General features: G+C 55.4%; 17 protein-coding genes. 4 read left to right on the top strand and 13 right to left on the bottom strand.

Going from position 1 to position 16,578, the window contains the following annotated elements; all coding sequences use genetic code 11:
* Nucleotides 1–12: 12 nt before the first annotated feature.
* The 5 genes from sucA to sdhC form a co-directional block, all read right to left on the bottom strand.
* The gene (sucA, locus tag ACTU3N_RS06535) at nucleotides 13–2,820 is read right to left on the bottom strand and encodes a 2-oxoglutarate dehydrogenase E1 component (RefSeq protein WP_443085327.1); all 2,808 of its coding nucleotides are present in this window, start codon (nucleotides 2,818–2,820) and stop codon (nucleotides 13–15) included.
* 298 nt (nucleotides 2,821–3,118) lie between these two features.
* Nucleotides 3,119–3,835: a succinate dehydrogenase iron-sulfur subunit gene (locus ACTU3N_RS06540; protein ID WP_443085328.1), complete on the bottom strand. Its 717-nt coding sequence runs from the start codon at nucleotides 3,833–3,835 to the stop codon at nucleotides 3,119–3,121.
* Between the two features lie 15 nt (nucleotides 3,836–3,850).
* Complete coding sequence (sdhA, locus tag ACTU3N_RS06545) at nucleotides 3,851–5,617, bottom strand: succinate dehydrogenase flavoprotein subunit (protein WP_443085329.1); 1,767 nt, start codon at nucleotides 5,615–5,617, stop codon at nucleotides 3,851–3,853.
* On the bottom strand, nucleotides 5,617–5,964 hold the full coding sequence (sdhD, locus tag ACTU3N_RS06550; RefSeq protein ID WP_443085330.1) for a succinate dehydrogenase membrane anchor subunit: 348 nt from the start codon (nucleotides 5,962–5,964) through the stop codon (nucleotides 5,617–5,619). Before sdhD ends, sdhA begins: the two co-directional genes overlap by 1 nt.
* Nucleotides 5,958–6,362, bottom strand: a complete 405-nt coding sequence (gene sdhC / locus ACTU3N_RS06555; RefSeq protein ID WP_443085331.1) for a succinate dehydrogenase cytochrome b556 subunit — start codon at nucleotides 6,360–6,362, stop codon at nucleotides 5,958–5,960. The genes sdhD and sdhC overlap by 7 nt, the downstream gene beginning before the upstream one ends.
* A gap of 275 nt (nucleotides 6,363–6,637) precedes the next feature.
* Between sdhC and ACTU3N_RS06560 the strand changes: the two genes are divergently transcribed.
* Entirely contained in the window at nucleotides 6,638–6,796 is a 159-nt protein-coding gene (locus tag ACTU3N_RS06560; protein WP_443085332.1) for a hypothetical protein, read from the top strand.
* Nucleotides 6,797–6,999: 203 nt separating this feature from the next.
* Nucleotides 7,000–8,286, top strand: a complete 1,287-nt coding sequence (locus tag ACTU3N_RS06565; protein ID WP_443085333.1) for a citrate synthase — start codon at nucleotides 7,000–7,002, stop codon at nucleotides 8,284–8,286.
* A gap of 87 nt (nucleotides 8,287–8,373) precedes the next feature.
* Here ACTU3N_RS06565 and nei read toward each other — a convergent pair whose 3' ends face one another.
* The 8 genes from nei to ACTU3N_RS06605 all read right to left on the bottom strand — a co-directional run bounded on the left by nei (nucleotide 8,374) and on the right by ACTU3N_RS06605 (nucleotide 14,464).
* Nucleotides 8,374–9,165, bottom strand: coding sequence for an endonuclease VIII (gene nei / locus ACTU3N_RS06570; protein WP_443085334.1), 792 nt, complete (start codon nucleotides 9,163–9,165; stop codon nucleotides 8,374–8,376).
* A gap of 12 nt (nucleotides 9,166–9,177) precedes the next feature.
* Nucleotides 9,178–9,915: a 5-oxoprolinase subunit PxpA gene (pxpA, locus tag ACTU3N_RS06575; protein ID WP_443085335.1), complete on the bottom strand. Its 738-nt coding sequence runs from the start codon at nucleotides 9,913–9,915 to the stop codon at nucleotides 9,178–9,180.
* The gene (pxpC, locus tag ACTU3N_RS06580) at nucleotides 9,905–10,837 is read right to left on the bottom strand and encodes a 5-oxoprolinase subunit PxpC (RefSeq protein ID WP_443085336.1); all 933 of its coding nucleotides are present in this window, start codon (nucleotides 10,835–10,837) and stop codon (nucleotides 9,905–9,907) included. Before pxpC ends, pxpA begins: the two co-directional genes overlap by 11 nt.
* On the bottom strand, nucleotides 10,831–11,487 hold the full coding sequence (gene pxpB / locus ACTU3N_RS06585; RefSeq protein ID WP_443085337.1) for a 5-oxoprolinase subunit PxpB: 657 nt from the start codon (nucleotides 11,485–11,487) through the stop codon (nucleotides 10,831–10,833). The genes pxpC and pxpB overlap by 7 nt, the downstream gene beginning before the upstream one ends.
* A 9-nt stretch (nucleotides 11,488–11,496) precedes the next feature.
* Nucleotides 11,497–12,240, bottom strand: a complete 744-nt coding sequence (locus ACTU3N_RS06590; RefSeq protein ID WP_443085338.1) for a type 2 GTP cyclohydrolase I — start codon at nucleotides 12,238–12,240, stop codon at nucleotides 11,497–11,499.
* Nucleotides 12,241–12,251: 11 nt separating this feature from the next.
* Nucleotides 12,252–13,661 carry a deoxyribodipyrimidine photo-lyase gene (phrB, locus tag ACTU3N_RS06595; RefSeq protein WP_443085339.1) on the bottom strand — a complete coding sequence of 470 codons (1,410 nt, stop codon included), beginning with the start codon at nucleotides 13,659–13,661 and terminating at the stop codon, nucleotides 12,252–12,254.
* Complete coding sequence (locus tag ACTU3N_RS06600; protein ID WP_443085340.1) at nucleotides 13,612–14,157, bottom strand: DUF1722 domain-containing protein; 546 nt, start codon at nucleotides 14,155–14,157, stop codon at nucleotides 13,612–13,614. The genes phrB and ACTU3N_RS06600 overlap by 50 nt, the downstream gene beginning before the upstream one ends.
* Nucleotides 14,158–14,257: 100 nt before the next feature.
* Nucleotides 14,258–14,464, bottom strand: coding sequence for a YbfA family protein (locus ACTU3N_RS06605; RefSeq protein ID WP_443085341.1), 207 nt, complete (start codon nucleotides 14,462–14,464; stop codon nucleotides 14,258–14,260).
* 346 nt (nucleotides 14,465–14,810) lie between these two features.
* On the opposite strand from ACTU3N_RS06605, the gene kdpF reads away from it, so the two are divergent.
* Together kdpF and kdpA are read left to right on the top strand one after the other, a co-directional pair.
* Nucleotides 14,811–14,900, top strand: a complete 90-nt coding sequence (gene kdpF, locus ACTU3N_RS06610) for a K(+)-transporting ATPase subunit F (RefSeq protein WP_001670793.1) — start codon at nucleotides 14,811–14,813, stop codon at nucleotides 14,898–14,900.
* Nucleotides 14,900–16,576 carry a potassium-transporting ATPase subunit KdpA gene (gene kdpA, locus ACTU3N_RS06615; RefSeq protein WP_443085342.1) on the top strand — a complete coding sequence of 559 codons (1,677 nt, stop codon included), beginning with the start codon at nucleotides 14,900–14,902 and terminating at the stop codon, nucleotides 16,574–16,576. Before kdpF ends, kdpA begins: the two co-directional genes overlap by 1 nt.
* Nucleotides 16,577–16,578: the final 2 nt, after the last annotated feature.

Genomic DNA, 16,578 nt, shown 5'->3' on the forward strand with positions numbered 1-16,578 from the left:
TCTATCCTTTATTTAATCGACGTTCAGCGCGTCATTTACCAGATCTTGTTGCTGCTTCTGGTGAACGGACATATACCCCACCGCCGGAGAGGCGGAGGCCGGGCGGCCTGCATAACGCAGAGAAGCCCCAAATGGAATCACCTCACGGAAATGATGCTGGCTGCAGTACCATGCGCCCTGGTTGAGCGGCTCTTCCTGACACCAGACAAAATCATGCACGTGGGCATAAGGTTTCAACGCTTCCTGCACGGACTGGTGCGGGAACGGATACAGCTGTTCGATACGCACAATCGCGACATCCTTCTGGTCGTTTTTACGACGCAGCTCCAGCAGATCGTAATAAACCTTACCAGAACAAAGGATAACGCGTTTTACAGCTTGCGGATCCAGATCGTCTATTTCACCGATCGCCGGCATAAAGGTGCCGTTTGCCAGCTCATCCAGCGTGGAGACCGCTTGCGGATGGCGCAGCAGCGATTTCGGCGACATCACCACCAGCGGGCGGCGCATACCGCGCAGCGCCTGGCGACGCAGCATGTGGTAGACCTGTGCCGGGGTGGACGGTACGCACACCTGCATGTTCTGCTCAGCGCACAGTTGCAGGTAACGCTCCAGACGTGCGGAGGAGTGCTCCGGCCCCTGCCCTTCGTAACCGTGCGGCAGCAGCATCACCAGACCGCACATACGGCCCCATTTCTGCTCGCCGGAGCTGATGAACTGGTCGATAACGACCTGCGCGCCGTTGGCGAAGTCGCCAAACTGCGCTTCCCAGATAGTCAGCGTGCGCGGCTCTGCGGTGGCGTAGCCATATTCAAACGCCAGCACCGCTTCTTCAGACAGCACCGAGTCCCAGACACGGAACGGGCCTTGCCCATTGTGAATATGTTGCAACGGCGTGTAGGTGGAACCATTCGCCTGATTATGAACAACCGCGTGGCGGTGGAAGAACGTGCCGCGACCGGAGTCTTCACCCGAGATACGAATCGGAATGCCTTCGTCAACCAGCGTGGCGTAAGCCAGCATCTCTGCGCCGCCCCAGTCGAACAGTTTTTCGCCGGAGGCCATCAGTTGGCGATCGTTGTAAATTTTTGCCACGCGAGACTGCATTTCGATGGCATCCGGCACCGTACTGATGCGTTTTGCCAGCTCCTGCAGGCGCTTCATCTCGACCTTGTTCGGGTAGCTTTCGTCCCACTCATGGTTAAGGTATGGCGACCAGGTAAAGGAGTGCATATTCATCGGACGCCACTCTTTCACCACGCATTCGCCTTCATCCAGCGCGTCGCGATAGAGATTGACCTGCTCGGTCGCGTCTTCAAGCGTAATGATTTTTTCCTGCTCCAGACGGTCGGCGTAGATTTTACGCGGCGTCGGGTGCTTTTTGATTTTCTGATACATCAGCGGCTGGGTTGCGCTCGGCTCGTCGGCTTCGTTATGGCCATGACGGCGGTAGCACACCAGATCGATAAACACGTCGCGTTTAAACGTGTTACGGAAATCGAGCGCCACGCGGGTCACGAAAGCCACCGCCTCCGGGTCGTCTGCGTTGACGTGGAAAATCGGCGCCTGCACCATTTTCCCGATATCAGTACAGTACGGCGTGGAGCGCGCATCCAGCGGGTTGGACGTGGTGAAACCCACCTGGTTGTTGATAACGATACGCACGGTACCGCCCACTTCGTAGCCGCGCGCTTTGGACATGTTCAGGGTTTCCTGCACCACGCCCTGCCCGGCTACCGCTGCGTCGCCGTGGATGGTAATCGGCAGCACTTTATTGCTGCTCGGCTCGGCGAGACGATCGAGACGCGCGCGCACAGAACCAATCACTACCGGGCTTACGATTTCAAGATGCGACGGGTTAAACGCCAGCGCCAGGTGCACCAGGCCGCCTTCGGTTTCCACGTCAGACGAGAAGCCCATATGGTATTTCACATCACCCGTGCCCAGGTGCTCTTTATGCTTACCGGCAAACTCGTCGAACAGATCCTGCGGTTTTTTACCCAGCACGTTAATCAGCACGTTCAGACGACCACGGTGCGCCATACCCAGCACCACTTCACGGGTGCCGCTGTTGCCAGCGTGGCGGATCATCTCTTTGAGCATCGGCACCAGCGCATCGCCGCCCTCAAGCGAGAAACGTTTCGCCCCCGGGAATTTTGCGCCCAGGTAACGCTCCAGCCCTTCGGCTGCGGTCAGTTCGCTTAAAAAGCGCTTTTTCTCTTCTGCGCTGAAGTTCGCTTTACCCGCCGCCGATTCAATGCGTTGCTGGATCCAGCGTTTCTCTTCAGTGCTGGTGATGTGCATATATTCCGCGCCAATAGAACCACAATAGGTATCTTTCAGCGCTTTGATCAGCTCGCCCAGCGGCATCGTGTCTTTGCCGATGGCAAACGAACCAACATTGAAGGTATTCGCGAAATCCGCTTCGGTCAGATCGTGAAACGCCGGGTCGAGGTCAGCCACCGTTTCTTGCTGCCACAGCCCCAGCGGATCAAGGTTCGCTTGCTGATGGCCACGGAAACGGTAGGCATTGATCAACTGCAGGACTTTAACCTGTTTGGTGTTGGTATCAGGGTCAGAAATTGAGGAGGAATAACGTGAGGCATCTTTCGCCAGCTGACGGAAATAATCACGTGTTTTTGAATGGATTTGATCCGGTTTGACTCCGGTACCTGGTAACTGCTGGAACATGGAACGCCAGTTAGCATCTACCGAGTCAGGGTCGGTTAAGAAGTCTTCATAGAGCTGTTCTATCCAGCTCTGGTTAGACCCAGAGAGGTAAGAAGAGTCCAGCCAGGCTTTCATTGCGCCGTTCTGCATCGTGATCCCTTAAGCATATTATGCTTACTTCGCCGTGGATAACTTCGACGTATGCGAGTAGCGTACGTCCCAGGGTTCACTTGCGGGCTCTTGAGTGGCCCGCGAAGGAACCTTTAAAAACTGCCTTAATCTTCGCTGTTTGGGCTGCGACTATGTTGGCTGCCTTGTCTCGCTCCAAACATCTCGATTATTTTTATATACAACAGCTTTTAAAGATTTCCTGCTTCCCATTCCCTGGTTTTTGTTCTCTCCTCCCGACATTTGCCGGGAGGAGACAGACCTGCTTACTTATGCGTTCTTACGCGTTACGTTGCAGCAACATCGACTTGATATGGCCGATGGCGCGCGTCGGGTTCAGCCCCTTAGGACATACACTGACGCAGTTCATGATGCTATGGCAGCGGAATACGCTGAAAGCGTCGCTCAAACCGTCCAGACGCTTATCGGTTTCGGTATCGCGGCTGTCAATCAGGAAACGATAAGCAGCCAGCAAGCCCGCCGGGCCGATAAACTTCTCAGGATTCCACCAGAATGACGGGCAAGACGTTGAGCAACAAGCGCACAGAATGCACTCATACAACCCATCGAGTTTTTCACGCTGACCCGGAGACTGAAGATGCTCTCTGGCCGGCGGATTTTGCCCATTATTCAACAAGTAAGGCTTGATTTTCTCATATTGGGCATAGAATTGCCCCATGTCCACCACCAAATCGCGAATAACTGGCAGACCCGGCAAAGGACGAATAACAATCTTCTGCTTGCCGTTGCCAAGCGCGGAAACTGGCGTGATACAGGCAAGACCATTCTTGCCATTCATATTCAAACCATCGGAACCACACACCCCTTCACGGCAGGAGCGGCGAAAAGCCAGCGTAGGATCTTTTTCTTTCAGCTGGATTAACGCATCCAGCAGCATCATGTCGCGGCCCTCTTCGCCCTCCAGGGTGTAATCCTGCATGCGCGGAGCGTCATCAACATCCGGGTTATAACGATAAATAGAAAATTCGAGTTTCATTATCCTGTCTCCGCATTAATAAGTACGAATCTTCGGCGGGAACGCCGGACGCAGTTTCGGCTCCATATTGACGCTGCGACGCGTCATGGACTCCGTATCAGGCAGATACAGGGAGTGGCACAGCCAGTTCTCATCGTCACGATCCGGATAGTCGAAGCGGCTATGCGCGCCACGGCTCTCGGTACGGAAGTTCGCGGAAACAGCGGTTGCATAGGCGGTTTCCATCAGGTTATCCAGCTCCAGGCACTCAACGCGCTGGGTATTAAACTCGGAAGAGGTATCGTCAAGACGGGCGTTTTTCAGGCGCTCGCGGATAACTTTAAGCTGCTCAAGACCTTTTGCCATCGCATCCCCTTCGCGGAACACCGAGAAGTTATGCTGCATGCACTCTTGCAGCGCTTTGCGGATGGTGACCGGATCTTCACCGTCACGGTTGTTATTCCAGCGGTTCAGGCGCGCCAGAGACGCCTCGATATCCGACTCGCTGGCATCGCGCAGCGCGCCCTGCTCGGCGATAGATTCCTGCAAATGCAGACCCGCCGCGCGACCAAAGACCACCAGATCCAGCAGGGAGTTGCCGCCGAGGCGGTTAGCACCGTGCACCGATACGCAGGCGATTTCGCCCACCGCAAACAGGCCAGGCACGACCACATCTTCGCCCTGCTCGTTCACCGTCAGCGCCTGACCGGTCACTTTGGTCGGAATACCGCCCATCATATAGTGGCAGGTCGGGATCACCGGGATAGGCTCTTTCACCGGATCGACGTGCGCAAACGTGCGCGACAGCTCAAGGATCCCCGGCAGGCGTGACTCCAGCACCTCTTTACCCAGGTGATCCAGTTTCAGTTTGGCGTGCGGCCCCCACGGGCCATCGCAACCACGCCCTTCGCGGATTTCAATCATAATCGAGCGCGCAACCACGTCGCGGCCCGCCAGATCTTTCGCGTTCGGCGCATAACGCTCCATAAAGCGCTCGCCATGTTTATTCAGCAGGTAACCGCCTTCACCACGGCAACCTTCGGTGACCAGTACCCCGGCTCCGGCGATCCCGGTTGGGTGGAACTGCCACATCTCCATATCCTGCACCGGCACACCCGCGCGCAGTGCCATACCGACGCCGTCGCCAGTATTGATATGGGCGTTGGTAGTGGACTGATAAATACGCCCCGCGCCGCCGGTTGCCAGCACGGTTGCACGCGCTTTGAAGTACACCACTTCACCGGTTTCAATGCACAGCGCCGTACAGCCAACCACCGCGCCATCCTGGTTTTTCACCAGATCCAGCGCATACCATTCGGAAAAAATCGTCGTATGGTTTTTCAAATTCTGTTGATAAAGGGTGTGCAGCAGGGCATGGCCGGTACGGTCAGCCGCTGCCGCTGTACGCGCCGCCTGCTCGCCGCCGAAGTTCTTCGACTGGCCGCCAAACGGGCGCTGATAGATACGACCATCATCAAGACGGGAGAACGGCAGACCCATATGTTCCAGTTCCAGAATCGCTTCCGGGCCGGTCTTACACATATATTCGATGGCATCCTGGTCGCCGATATAATCGGAACCTTTTACCGTATCGTACATGTGCCATTCCCAGTTATCTTCATGGGTATTGCCCAGCGCAACGGTAATACCGCCCTGCGCGGATACAGTATGGGAACGGGTCGGGAAAACTTTGGAAAGCAGCGCGCATGTCTGGCCGCTTTGGGAAATTTGTAGCGCTGCGCGCATACCTGCGCCGCCTGCGCCAATTACAACCGCATCAAACTCTCTGACTGGCAAATTCATTACACACCCCACACCACAACAAATCCATAAATTACGTAAACCGCCAGTGCAACAACAATAACCAGTTGCAATGTCAGGCGAAGCGCCACTGATTTAACGTAGTCGGTCAACACCTGCCACATGCCAATCCAGGCATGAATTAAAATCGAAAACAGCGCCAGCAGGGTGAAGACTTTGGTGAAAGCGGAGGAGAAAAACCCGGTCCAGACTTCGAAAGTGACTTCGCTGTTTATGGCAAAGAAACCCACCATATAAATGATATATAGCGTCAGGACGATGGCAGTAGCGCGGACAAGGATAAAGTCATGTACGCCGTTGCGTCCTAATGCGGAGGCGTTGCTTACCATACGAGGACTCCTGCGAGAATTGAAAGCACGACAGTGATTGCAAAAGAGAGGTTTGCCGACCGTTTACCTGCTGCAAAGGTTTCTTCCAGTGCGCCGAAATCCATCAGCATGTGGCGAATGCCGCCAACCGCGTGGTACGCCAGCGCAGTCAGAATGCCCCACATAATGAATTTGGCGAAGAAACCGCTCATCATTTCAGAGGCGGCGTAAAAGCCCTCTTCTGAAGAGAGAGACAGACCCAAAACCCACAGCAGAATACCGATCGCCACAAACGTGATGACACCGGAAACGCGGTGGAGAATGGAAGCTATAGCCGTAACAGGAAACCGGATGGTTGTCAGATCCAGGTTGACAGGTCTTTGTTTTTTCACATTTTTTATCATGAATAACGCCCACATGCTATTCTTATAGTTTCCTTCCTCCGGTCTGCGTGCGGGTCAGACAGCGTCCTTTTCTATAACTGCTCGTCATGCAAAAAAATTAGCTTCCAGATGCTAAACGACAGGTTACAACGCTGGGTGGCTCGGGATTGCAGGGTATTCCGGAGACCTGGCCGCAGTATAGGTCGTTCACAAAATCATTACAATTAACCTACATATAGTTTGTCGGGTTTTATGCAGAACAGTGACGAAGGTCACGATAACTACATTTTTTTAAATATTAATCATCTGATTTGACAAAAGTTAAACATTCTTGTTACAAACAACGCCAGAAAGGGCTTATAATTCTCAAAAGTTATGGGGTCTTCCTTTCACCTGAGAATAAGTTATGTAACAGTGTGATGGTATTGACCGAAGTATTCAGGACAGTTAATAGTGATAGTCAGGTTTGATAAATTCGGATCACTTGCACGCTGATTTGCTGTAATTTCGCTGTATTTTCAATGTGTACCTGCATGCGCCCACCGCTCTGTACCCTGGTATCCTCCTCTACACAGAGCTGAGAGCAAAATAACAAACTGGTAACGTTGGCCGACAGACGAAAGCAATGCTGCTGACGGTGGTCTTAAGCAACAAGGCGCTAAGGAGACTGTAAATGTCTGATAAAAAAGCAAATATCACCTATAACGGTGACGCTGCTATTGAACTGGATGTGCTAAAAGGTACGCTCGGTCAGGATGTTATTGATATCCGTAGCCTCGGTTCAAAAGGCGTATTCACTTTTGACCCTGGTTTCACCTCTACCGCATCGTGCGAATCTAAAATTACGTTTATTGATGGTGATGAAGGTATCCTGCTGCATCGCGGCTTCCCGATCGACCAACTGGCGACCGACTCCAACTATCTGGAAGTCAGTTACATCCTGCTGTACGGCGAAAAACCCACGCAAGCGCAGTTCGACGAATTTAAACTGACTGTTACCCGTCACACCATGATTCATGAGCAGATTACTCGTCTGTTCCACGGCTTCCGCCGCGATTCTCACCCCATGGCGGTGCTGTGCGGTGTGACCGGCGCGCTGGCCGCGTTCTATCACGACTCGCTGGATGTCAATAACCCGCGCCATCGTGAAATTGCAGCCTTCCGCCTGCTGTCTAAAATGCCGACCGTTGCGGCAATGTGTTACAAGTACTCCATCGGGCAACCTTTTGTGTACCCTCGCAATGATCTCTCCTACGCCGGTAACTTCCTGCATATGATGTTCGCCACCCCGTGCGAAAACTATGAAGTGAACCCGGTGCTGGAACGCGCAATGGACCGCATCCTGATCCTGCACGCCGATCACGAGCAGAATGCGTCCACCTCAACAGTACGTACCGCAGGCTCTTCCGGCGCGAACCCGTTTGCCTGTATCGCGGCAGGCATCGCCTCCCTGTGGGGACCGGCGCACGGCGGTGCGAACGAAGCGGCGCTGAAAATGCTCGAAGAGATCAGTTCCGTGAAACATATCCCGGAATTCCTGCGTCGCGCCAAAGATAAGAACGATTCGTTCCGTCTGATGGGCTTTGGTCACCGTGTTTATAAAAACTATGACCCGCGTGCGACCGTGATGCGTGAAACCTGCCATGAAGTGCTGCGTGAACTGGGCACCAAAGACGATCTGCTGGAAGTGGCGATGGAGCTTGAGCATATCGCGCTTAACGACCCGTACTTTATCGAACGCAAACTCTACCCGAACGTGGACTTCTACTCCGGTATCATCCTGAAAGCGATGGGCATTCCGTCTTCTATGTTTACCGTTATCTTCGCGATGGCGCGTACCGTAGGCTGGATTGCACACTGGAACGAAATGCACGACGATGGCATCAAAATTGCCCGTCCGCGTCAGCTGTATACTGGTTACGATAAACGTGACTTCAAATCCGATCTGAAAAAAGATTAATACACGACGGCGTAATAACGACAAAGCCCTGGGCACGCGCTCAGGGCTTTTTTATATTCTCTTTATATGAATTTTTGTTATATAAAACTAATGCTGGCAGCCTGGGCACCAGTAAAAGGGGCGCGATGAGAGCGTGGTTTTCTCAATGATAGTGCCGCAGCACTCGCACGGCTCCCCTGCCCGGTGAAACACCTTGAAGCGAAACAACGCGCCGTGATGCCTGTTTTCATCCACGATGCCGCGCGTCTGGTAGGAAAGCCTGGGGATTTCAAGCAGCGCCTGCGCCAGCACATCAAGCTGCGTGTCGCTCAACTCAGCGGCGCGGTGGCGGGCGTCCAGACCCGCCTGCCAGAGGATCTCCACACGCAGGTAGTTACCCAGCCCGGCAAGAAATGCTTGATCGAGCAGGAGTGCGGCAAACTGGCGGCGGCGAAAACGGGGCAAAAGCAAGCGTTCCCTGACCTGTGCCACGGTAAGCGACATATCCAGCACATCCGGCCCGACACGCTGTAAAAATGGATGCTGCGCCAGCTGCTCAGACGTGAGCAGCGCAATATCAGAGGCGCTATAAAGCAGGATAGCGTTATCCGCCGCCGCCAGTTTTACGCGCAAAATACGGTTCGTTTGCGGCGTTTCTCCGGCGTCGACTACGCGCCAGACACCATAAAGTTGATTGTGGCTGTAGAGCGTCAGCCCGCCGGAAAAGTGCGTCAGCAGCGCTTTTCCACGCGTTTCAATACGCGCGACCTGCTGGCCTACCAGCCCGCTGGCCTGCTCGGCAAGCCGGGGCAAACCAAACCAGACATCGGTTAAAGGTTTATTGACAATAGCCGCCGCTAACTTATCCGCCGCCCGGCGGATCTCCGGTCCTTCAGGCATCTTCTCCCCTTATTAACTGGCTGAAACACGCACGCCGTGCCCGGCAAAGGCTTCACGTAAGCGGCGAGCGAATAACAGCGCCTGCTCGCCATCGCCATGCAAACACACCGTCTGCACCTGCACGCGGGTATATTCTCCGTTGATGCTTTTCACACGCCCGTGCAGCACCATCTCCAGCGTTTGCGCCAGCGCGGTCTCTTCATCATGCACCAATGCGCCCGGCTCGCCGCGCGGCACCAGGCGGCCATTGGGCAGATAGCCGCGATCGGCAAACACCTCCTGGCGCGTCGCCAGGCCATAACGCTCTCCCGCCTCGATAAGCGCGCTGCCCGCAAGCCCCACCAGCAACAGACCGGGGTCGGCGTCATAAACAGCTTTAGCAATCGCATCCGCAAGCTGAGGGTCATCCGCCGCCTGGTTATACAACATGCCGTGCGGTTTAACGTGGCGCAGCGTTCCCCCCTGGGCATGAACTATCGCTGCCAGCGCGCCAATTTGATAAAGCACACAGACATAGACACTCTCCGGTGGCAGCTGCATCGCCGTGCGACCAAAATTCTGCCGATCCGGGAAAGAGGGATGCGCGCCAATCGCCACGCCACGGCGCAGCGCCTCACGCACGCAGCTCAGCATGGTACTCGCATCCCCCGCGTGGACACCGCAGGCAATATTTGCCGAGGAAACCAGCTGCAACAATGCCGCATCGTTCGCGCCGCCTTCGCCAAGGTCGGCGTTGAGATCAACTTGCATAATTCAGCCGCCAGGCCAGTTGTTCCAGAAAACGCTGCTGCTCGCGCCGCGCCGCCAGCGCTTCTTCCAGCGAACACTGGACAAAATGCACCGGCTGACCAAGCGGAATTTGCGCAAGATGGTACATATCTGCTTCGATAATGCAGGCAATGCGCGGGTACCCTCCGGTCGTCTGGGCATCGTTCATCAGGATGATCGGCTGCCCGTTGGCGGGCACCTGCACCACCCCTGGCAACAAACCGTGCGACACCAGTTCGCGCCGGGTATTACGCACCAGCGCCTGCCCCTGCAAACGATAACCCATACGGTTACTTTGCGGGCTGAGGTGCCACGGCAGACGCCAGAACGCTTCCTGTGACGCTTTATCGAACTCCTGATGCTCAGGGCCTGGCAAGGCGCGAATACGGTTACTCCACAGAAGCTGTTTTACCCCCTGCTGCGCGTGGAACTGATGCCGGGCGCGCTCCAGCGGGAGCGTATCGCCATCGCGCAGTAAGCGCCCCTCCAGCCCGCCAATACCGGTTTTCAGATCGGTACTGTAAGAACCCATCACTTTGGGCACATCAAACCCACCGGCCACCGCCAGATAAGTGCGCACGCCGTGTATCGGGCGTTTGCACACCAGCCGTTGCCCTGCCTTTACCGCATGCCGCCAGCCGGTCCACACAGCTTTACCATCAAGCCGGGCATCACACCCCGCCCCGGTTAGCGCAAACCAGCCGTCTTGCGTAAATTCCACCTCGCACTGGCCGAGGGTGATTTCCAGCGCCGCCGCGTCGGGTTCATTGCCCACCAGTGCATTCGCGATATGTAACGCCGGGCCATCCAGCGCACCGCAGTAACTGACCCCGGACTGGCGCATACCAAGCCGTTTACCGCCCTGCAAGGAGGTGTGCATTCCGGCGTGAATAATTTTCAACATACACCCTCCTTTTGCGGGATAAAGCGCAGCCTGTCGCCAGGGTGCAGCAATACCGGCTCTGAGCGTTGCGGGTCAAAAAGTACCGTGCGGGTGTGGCCAATTAAATTCCAGCCGCCGGGAGACGCCAGCGGATAGATACCGGTTTGCACACCGCCTATTGCGACCGTTCCCGCTGGTACCCGCACGCGTGGTTCGGCGCGGCGTGGCGTGGCAAGCGCCTGTGGCAGACCGCCCAGATAAGGAAAACCTGGCTGGAAACCAATAAACCACACCACATATTCAATAGATGCGTGCAGCTCGACCACCTGCTGCTGCGTCATACCCGCATGCTCTGCCACAAGACCCAGATCCGGGCCAGCCCGACCGCCATAAATCACCGGGATATCCATTAAGCGGGACTCCGGCTCCAGCGCCTCGCTCTCTTCCCACCAGCGCTGCAACCGTTCGATAGCATCCAGCGCCAGCGTATAAGGATCGCGCAGCACAACGGTAATGTTATTCATCCCAGGAATGGCTTCCACCACGTCCGGCACCTCCGCCAGCCGTTGGGTAAGCCGCCAGATACGTTTTTGGGTGGCAAGGGTCACCGGCGGCTCCAGCTCCAGCACAACGGCCGTCTCCCCTAATAAATAACAACGCGCTCTCTGCATCCTTCCTCCTTATGCCGGGTTGGGAATATCAACAAACGTGACGTCAAGGTCCGTATTTTCGCTCAGCCAGCCGCTCAATGCGCGAATGCCGCCGCGCTCGGTAGCATGATGGCCTGCGGCATAGAAGTGTAGCCCTTGTTCGCGGGCTGAATGAATGGTTTGCTCAGAGACTTCGCCGGTGATAAACGCATCCACGCCGAACTCCGCCGCCTTATCAATAAAGCTCTGGCCGCCGCCGGTACACCAGGCCACGCGCTTGACGTTATCCGGCCCGGTATCGCCGCACCACAGCGGTTTACGCCCGAGGCGCGCCTCAATCCACGAGGCCAGCTCCTGCCCCGGCACCGGCATCGACAGCTCGCCCCAGGGCAGCAGCGCGTCTATTTCACCCATGACCGTTACCCCCAAAAGTGCGGCCAGTTGCGCGTTGTTGCCCAGCTCAGGGTGCGCGTCGAGGGGTAAATGCCAGGCATAGAGGTTGATATCATTGGCCAGCAGGGTTTTGAGTCGGTTGCGCTTCATACCGCGTACCGCAGGCGCTTCGTTTTTCCAGAAATAGCCGTGATGGACAATAACCGCGTCGGCCTGCTGGCGCACGGCTTCGTCGAGCAGCGCCTGGCTTGCCGTGACGCCCGTAATCACCTTCTGCACCGTGTCGCGCCCTTCAACCTGCAGACCATTCGGGCTGTAGTCGCTGAACGCCGCACTGTTAAGCTTCTCGTTAATTAATTTTTCCAGTTCGATATTGTTCATCGTCGCTCTCATTAGGCTTTGCGGGCCGCTTCATAGGCGGCAAGGGTGGCAGTGCGCGCCTGTTTATGCTCAACAATGGGTCGCGGATAATCGAGGCTCACCCCGTGTTTATCGGCCCATAACCAGGGTTGATGCAACGCCTTCGGCGGCACATCGCCAAGCGCTGGCAACCAGCGGCGGATAAATTCACCCTGTGCATCAAAGCGCTCGCCCTGGGTCGTGGGGTTAAAAATGCGAAAATAGGGCGCCGCGTCGGTACCGGTTGAGGCGGCCCATTGCCAGCCGCCGTTATTCGCCGCTAAATCGCCATCAATCAACTGTGAAATAAAATAACGCTCTCCGCAACGCCAGTCGATAAGTAAGTCTTTCACCAGAAAACTGGCGGTGATCATCCGCAGTCTGTTATGCATCCAGCCCGTTGCATTGAGCTGGCGCATAGCTGCATCGACAATGGGATAACCGGTGCAGCCGTTTTGCCAGGCCTGTAAATGCGCCTGATTAACCTGCCACTGCACGTTATCCGTCCAGGCGATAAAAGGACGGTGTTTACATAATGATGGATTATAGGTAATCAGGTGGCGATAGAACTCGCGCCATATCAGCTCATTGAGCCAGACCGAACCACTGCCGCCCTCCAGCGCCTGCGGCTGCTCTTTCAATAAACGGTGCAGGCACTGGCGAGGCGAAATCGCGCCAATCGCCAGCGCCGCCGATAAACGGCTGGTGCCTTCGATAGCGGGAAAATCACGCTGCTGCTCATAATCTGCCGCCAGATGCTGGCAAAAGTGGCGTAACCGCGCGAGGGTGCTTTTTTCATCGGCGGGAAACAGGGTTGCGTCAAATTCCTGCTGCGGATAGTTCAACACCACAGGCTGCACGGGCAAAGCCTGCCCTCGCGCTCGCGGGGCGGCGACACACTCCGGCAGATCTTCTTTCAGGCGACGTATAAACGCGTTTTTAAACGGCGTAAACACTTTATACATTTGGTGATTGCCGGTGACCACGCTGCCGGGCGCTAACATGACGCTGTCATCAAACCCCTGGCAGGCGACATGGGGCAGCGCGCGCTCAAGCGCCGCATCGCGCTGGCGCTCGTTAAATTCATACTGATAGTTATAAAAAAGATGGCTTACCTGCTCGCGCTCGCACACCTCGACCACCGTTTGTACACTGGCGGCAAAATCCGTCGCCTCGCGGTAAATCAGCGGGATGCCCCTTTCTGCCAGCGCCTGCTGCAACCCGTTAAGGTGCGCCTGGATAAAGGCCGCCTGGCGCGGTGCCATACCGTGCTGGCGCCACTGTTCAGGCGTGGCAATAAACAGCGCGAGGGTGCGTGCGTTGGGGTTGCGACAGGCCGCCGCGAGCGCAAGGTTATCCTGTACGCGTAAGTCGGCGCGAAACCAGACCAAATGGGTGGTCATAATGATCCGAAACTCCATAACAAAGGTCGAAATAGCGTTGCCCGGCCAGATAAGCGTCGGGAAATTCAAGCATATAGTGTTTGAGTAGCGTAACGGGCGCAAGCAGCGGTTGCTCGCCCCGACGGTAGCTATCGATAAGCCGGGTCAATTCTTCACGCTGGCTGGCGTTAAGCTGTGGGCGAAAATAGCCCTGGATGTGCATCAGCGCATTGGTGTGATTACGGCGCGTCGCCGGGCAGGAAAGCAGCGCTGATAAGCGCTGTTTGTATTCAGAAAACCAGGCCTCCAGCGAGTCCCACTGATGGATCCCGGCAACAAAAGGGCCAATCTGGCGATAGAGCGGCTGCGAATGCGCCAACAACAAATATTTATAACGGCTGTGAAAGGCAATCAGCTTGCCGCGCGTTAAACCGCTTTCACCCACCCTATCCAGTTCTTGTAATACTGCATTACGTACGGTGAAATCCGCTCGAAAAACAGGGATTTTCTTACTCATGGCTGCTCCTTTTGTGCTTCTGTTAGTGTAGCCAAAAGGTTGCAGATAAAAAAAACCACCGCATTTAGCGGTGGTTGACTGTATTGCTGTGTGCCGTCTTTTAATAAAAATCGCAGGTCGCTTTTTCGGCCTGTTCCATCCACACCGGTTTTTCACTGGTTTTCACCCAAACGCGGTGCAAATAGCTGTAAAAACGTGCCCGATCTTTCCAGAATAACATGATCGGTAGCGCCAGAACGCCTGCCACAACGGCGAAAGCGCGGCGTAAAAACACGATATGTGCTGGAAATTCTTTATAAGTGCTCATAATCCTCTCCCCTTTTGTCAGGCCGGTAACATTCACCGGAAAAATGTTCATCACCGCTGAAGTTAGTGCTCATGTATTCAGGGCGGTTCTGGAATCTGTTTAAAATAATACCGCTTTGTATGTAATTTTACTACTCATCCGACCACTATTTTCACGGTCATTTACCGATTATTTATCTGCGCGCCGTAATTAAGTTACAAAACGGTTAAATTAATACTAAACATTAGTTAAATTGAGCATTTAGCCATTTTTATATTTTTTTTACACCCTCCCTTTCTATTTTTGCGAAATCTTTGCACCGCCTCACTTACCTTCTCATCACGACGTTTTTCTCTGGAGGTGTACTGTGAGTGCAGGCGTAATAACCGGTATCGTGCTGGTTTTCCTGTTGTTGGGCTACCTGGTGTATGCCCTGATTAACGCGGAGGCGTTCTGATGGTAGCCCAGGCATTTTTGTTAATCGCCAGCTTCTTACTGCTGCTCTTTATTCTGGCGCGTCCGCTTGGCTCGCTGCTCGCGCGCATGATAGCCGGTGAACCGCTGCCAGGGTTTGGCCGCATTGAAAGCATCATCTGGCGCGGCATGGGTATCAATACGGCAGAGATGGGATGGCGGCACTATTTATTCGCCCTGCTGATGTTGAATATGGTGGGTCTGGTGGTGCTGTTCGCCATGCTGATGTTGCAGGGCATGCTGCCGCTCAACCCGCAGCAGTTACCCGGCCTCTCCTGGCACCTGGCGCTGAATACCGCCATCAGTTTCGTGTCCAATACCAACTGGCAATCCTATAGCGGGGAGAGCACGCTCAGCTATTTCAGCCAGATGGCCGGGCTGGCGGTGCAAAACTTCCTGTCGGCGGCAACCGGCATTGCGGTGGCTTTTGCGCTGATCCGCGCCTTTGCGCGCCGCAGCCAGCAAACACTCGGTAATGCCTGGGTGGATATTACCCGTATCACCCTCTGGCTGTTATTACCGCTCTCTTTACTGCTGGCGCTGTTTTTTATCCAGCAAGGGACACCGCAAAATTTTTTACCCGCCCAGCCTTTCACCACGCTTGAAGGCGTTTCGCAGCAGCTTACGATGGGGCCGATTGCCTCGCAGGAGGCGATCAAACTGCTGGGAACCAACGGCGGCGGCTACTTTAATGCCAACTCCGCGCATCCATTTGAAAACCCGACCGCACTGACCAATTTTGTGCAGATGCTGGTTATCTTTCTGATCCCGACGGCTCTCTGTTTTGCCTTTGGCGACACGGTGGGCGATCGTCGCCAGGGTCATGCTCTGCTGTGGACGATGACGCTTATCTTTGTGGTCTGCGCCGGGGTGGTGATGTGGGCGGAAGCCCACGGTAACCCGCACCTTCTGGCGCTCGGCGCAGACAGCGCCAGCAATATGGAAGGCAAAGAGAGCCGGTTCGGTATCCTTGCCAGTAGCCTCTATGCGGTGGTCACCACTGCGGCCTCATGCGGTGCCGTCAATGCGATGCACGACTCATTTACCGCCCTCGGCGGCATGATGCCGATGTGGCTGATGCAGATTGGTGAAGTGGTGTTCGGCGGCGTTGGCGCAGGGCTTTATGGCATGCTGCTGTTTGTGCTGCTGGCGGTGTTTATCGCCGGGCTGATGATTGGCCGCACGCCGGAGTACCTCGGTAAAAAAATCGCTATCCGCGAGATGAAAATGACCGCCCTCGCCATTCTGGTGACCCCGGTGCTGGTGCTTTTGGGTACCGCGCTGGCGATGATGACGGAGGCCGGGCGCAGCGGCATGCTCAATCCGGGGATTCATGGTTTCAGCGAAGTGCTCTACGCCGTCTCCTCGGCGGCGAACAACAACGGCAGCGCCTTCGCAGGCTTAAGCGCCAACACCCCGTTCTGGAACTGCTTGCTGGCCTTTTGCATGTTCTTTGGCCGTTTCGCCGTGATAGTCCCGGTGATGGCCATCGCCGGATCGCTGGTCGCGAAAAACATTCAGCCCGTCTCAACCGGTACGTTACCAACACACGGCCCGCTGTTTATCGGCCTGCTGACAGGAACCGTGCTGCTGGTCGGCGCGTTGACGTTTATCCCGGCCCTGGCGCTTGGCCCGGTTGCCGAACTTCTTTTACCCTGAGA

This window comes from Vagococcus sp. WN89Y (assembly GCF_052220145.1).
Lineage (GTDB): Bacteria > Pseudomonadota > Gammaproteobacteria > Enterobacterales > Enterobacteriaceae > Kosakonia.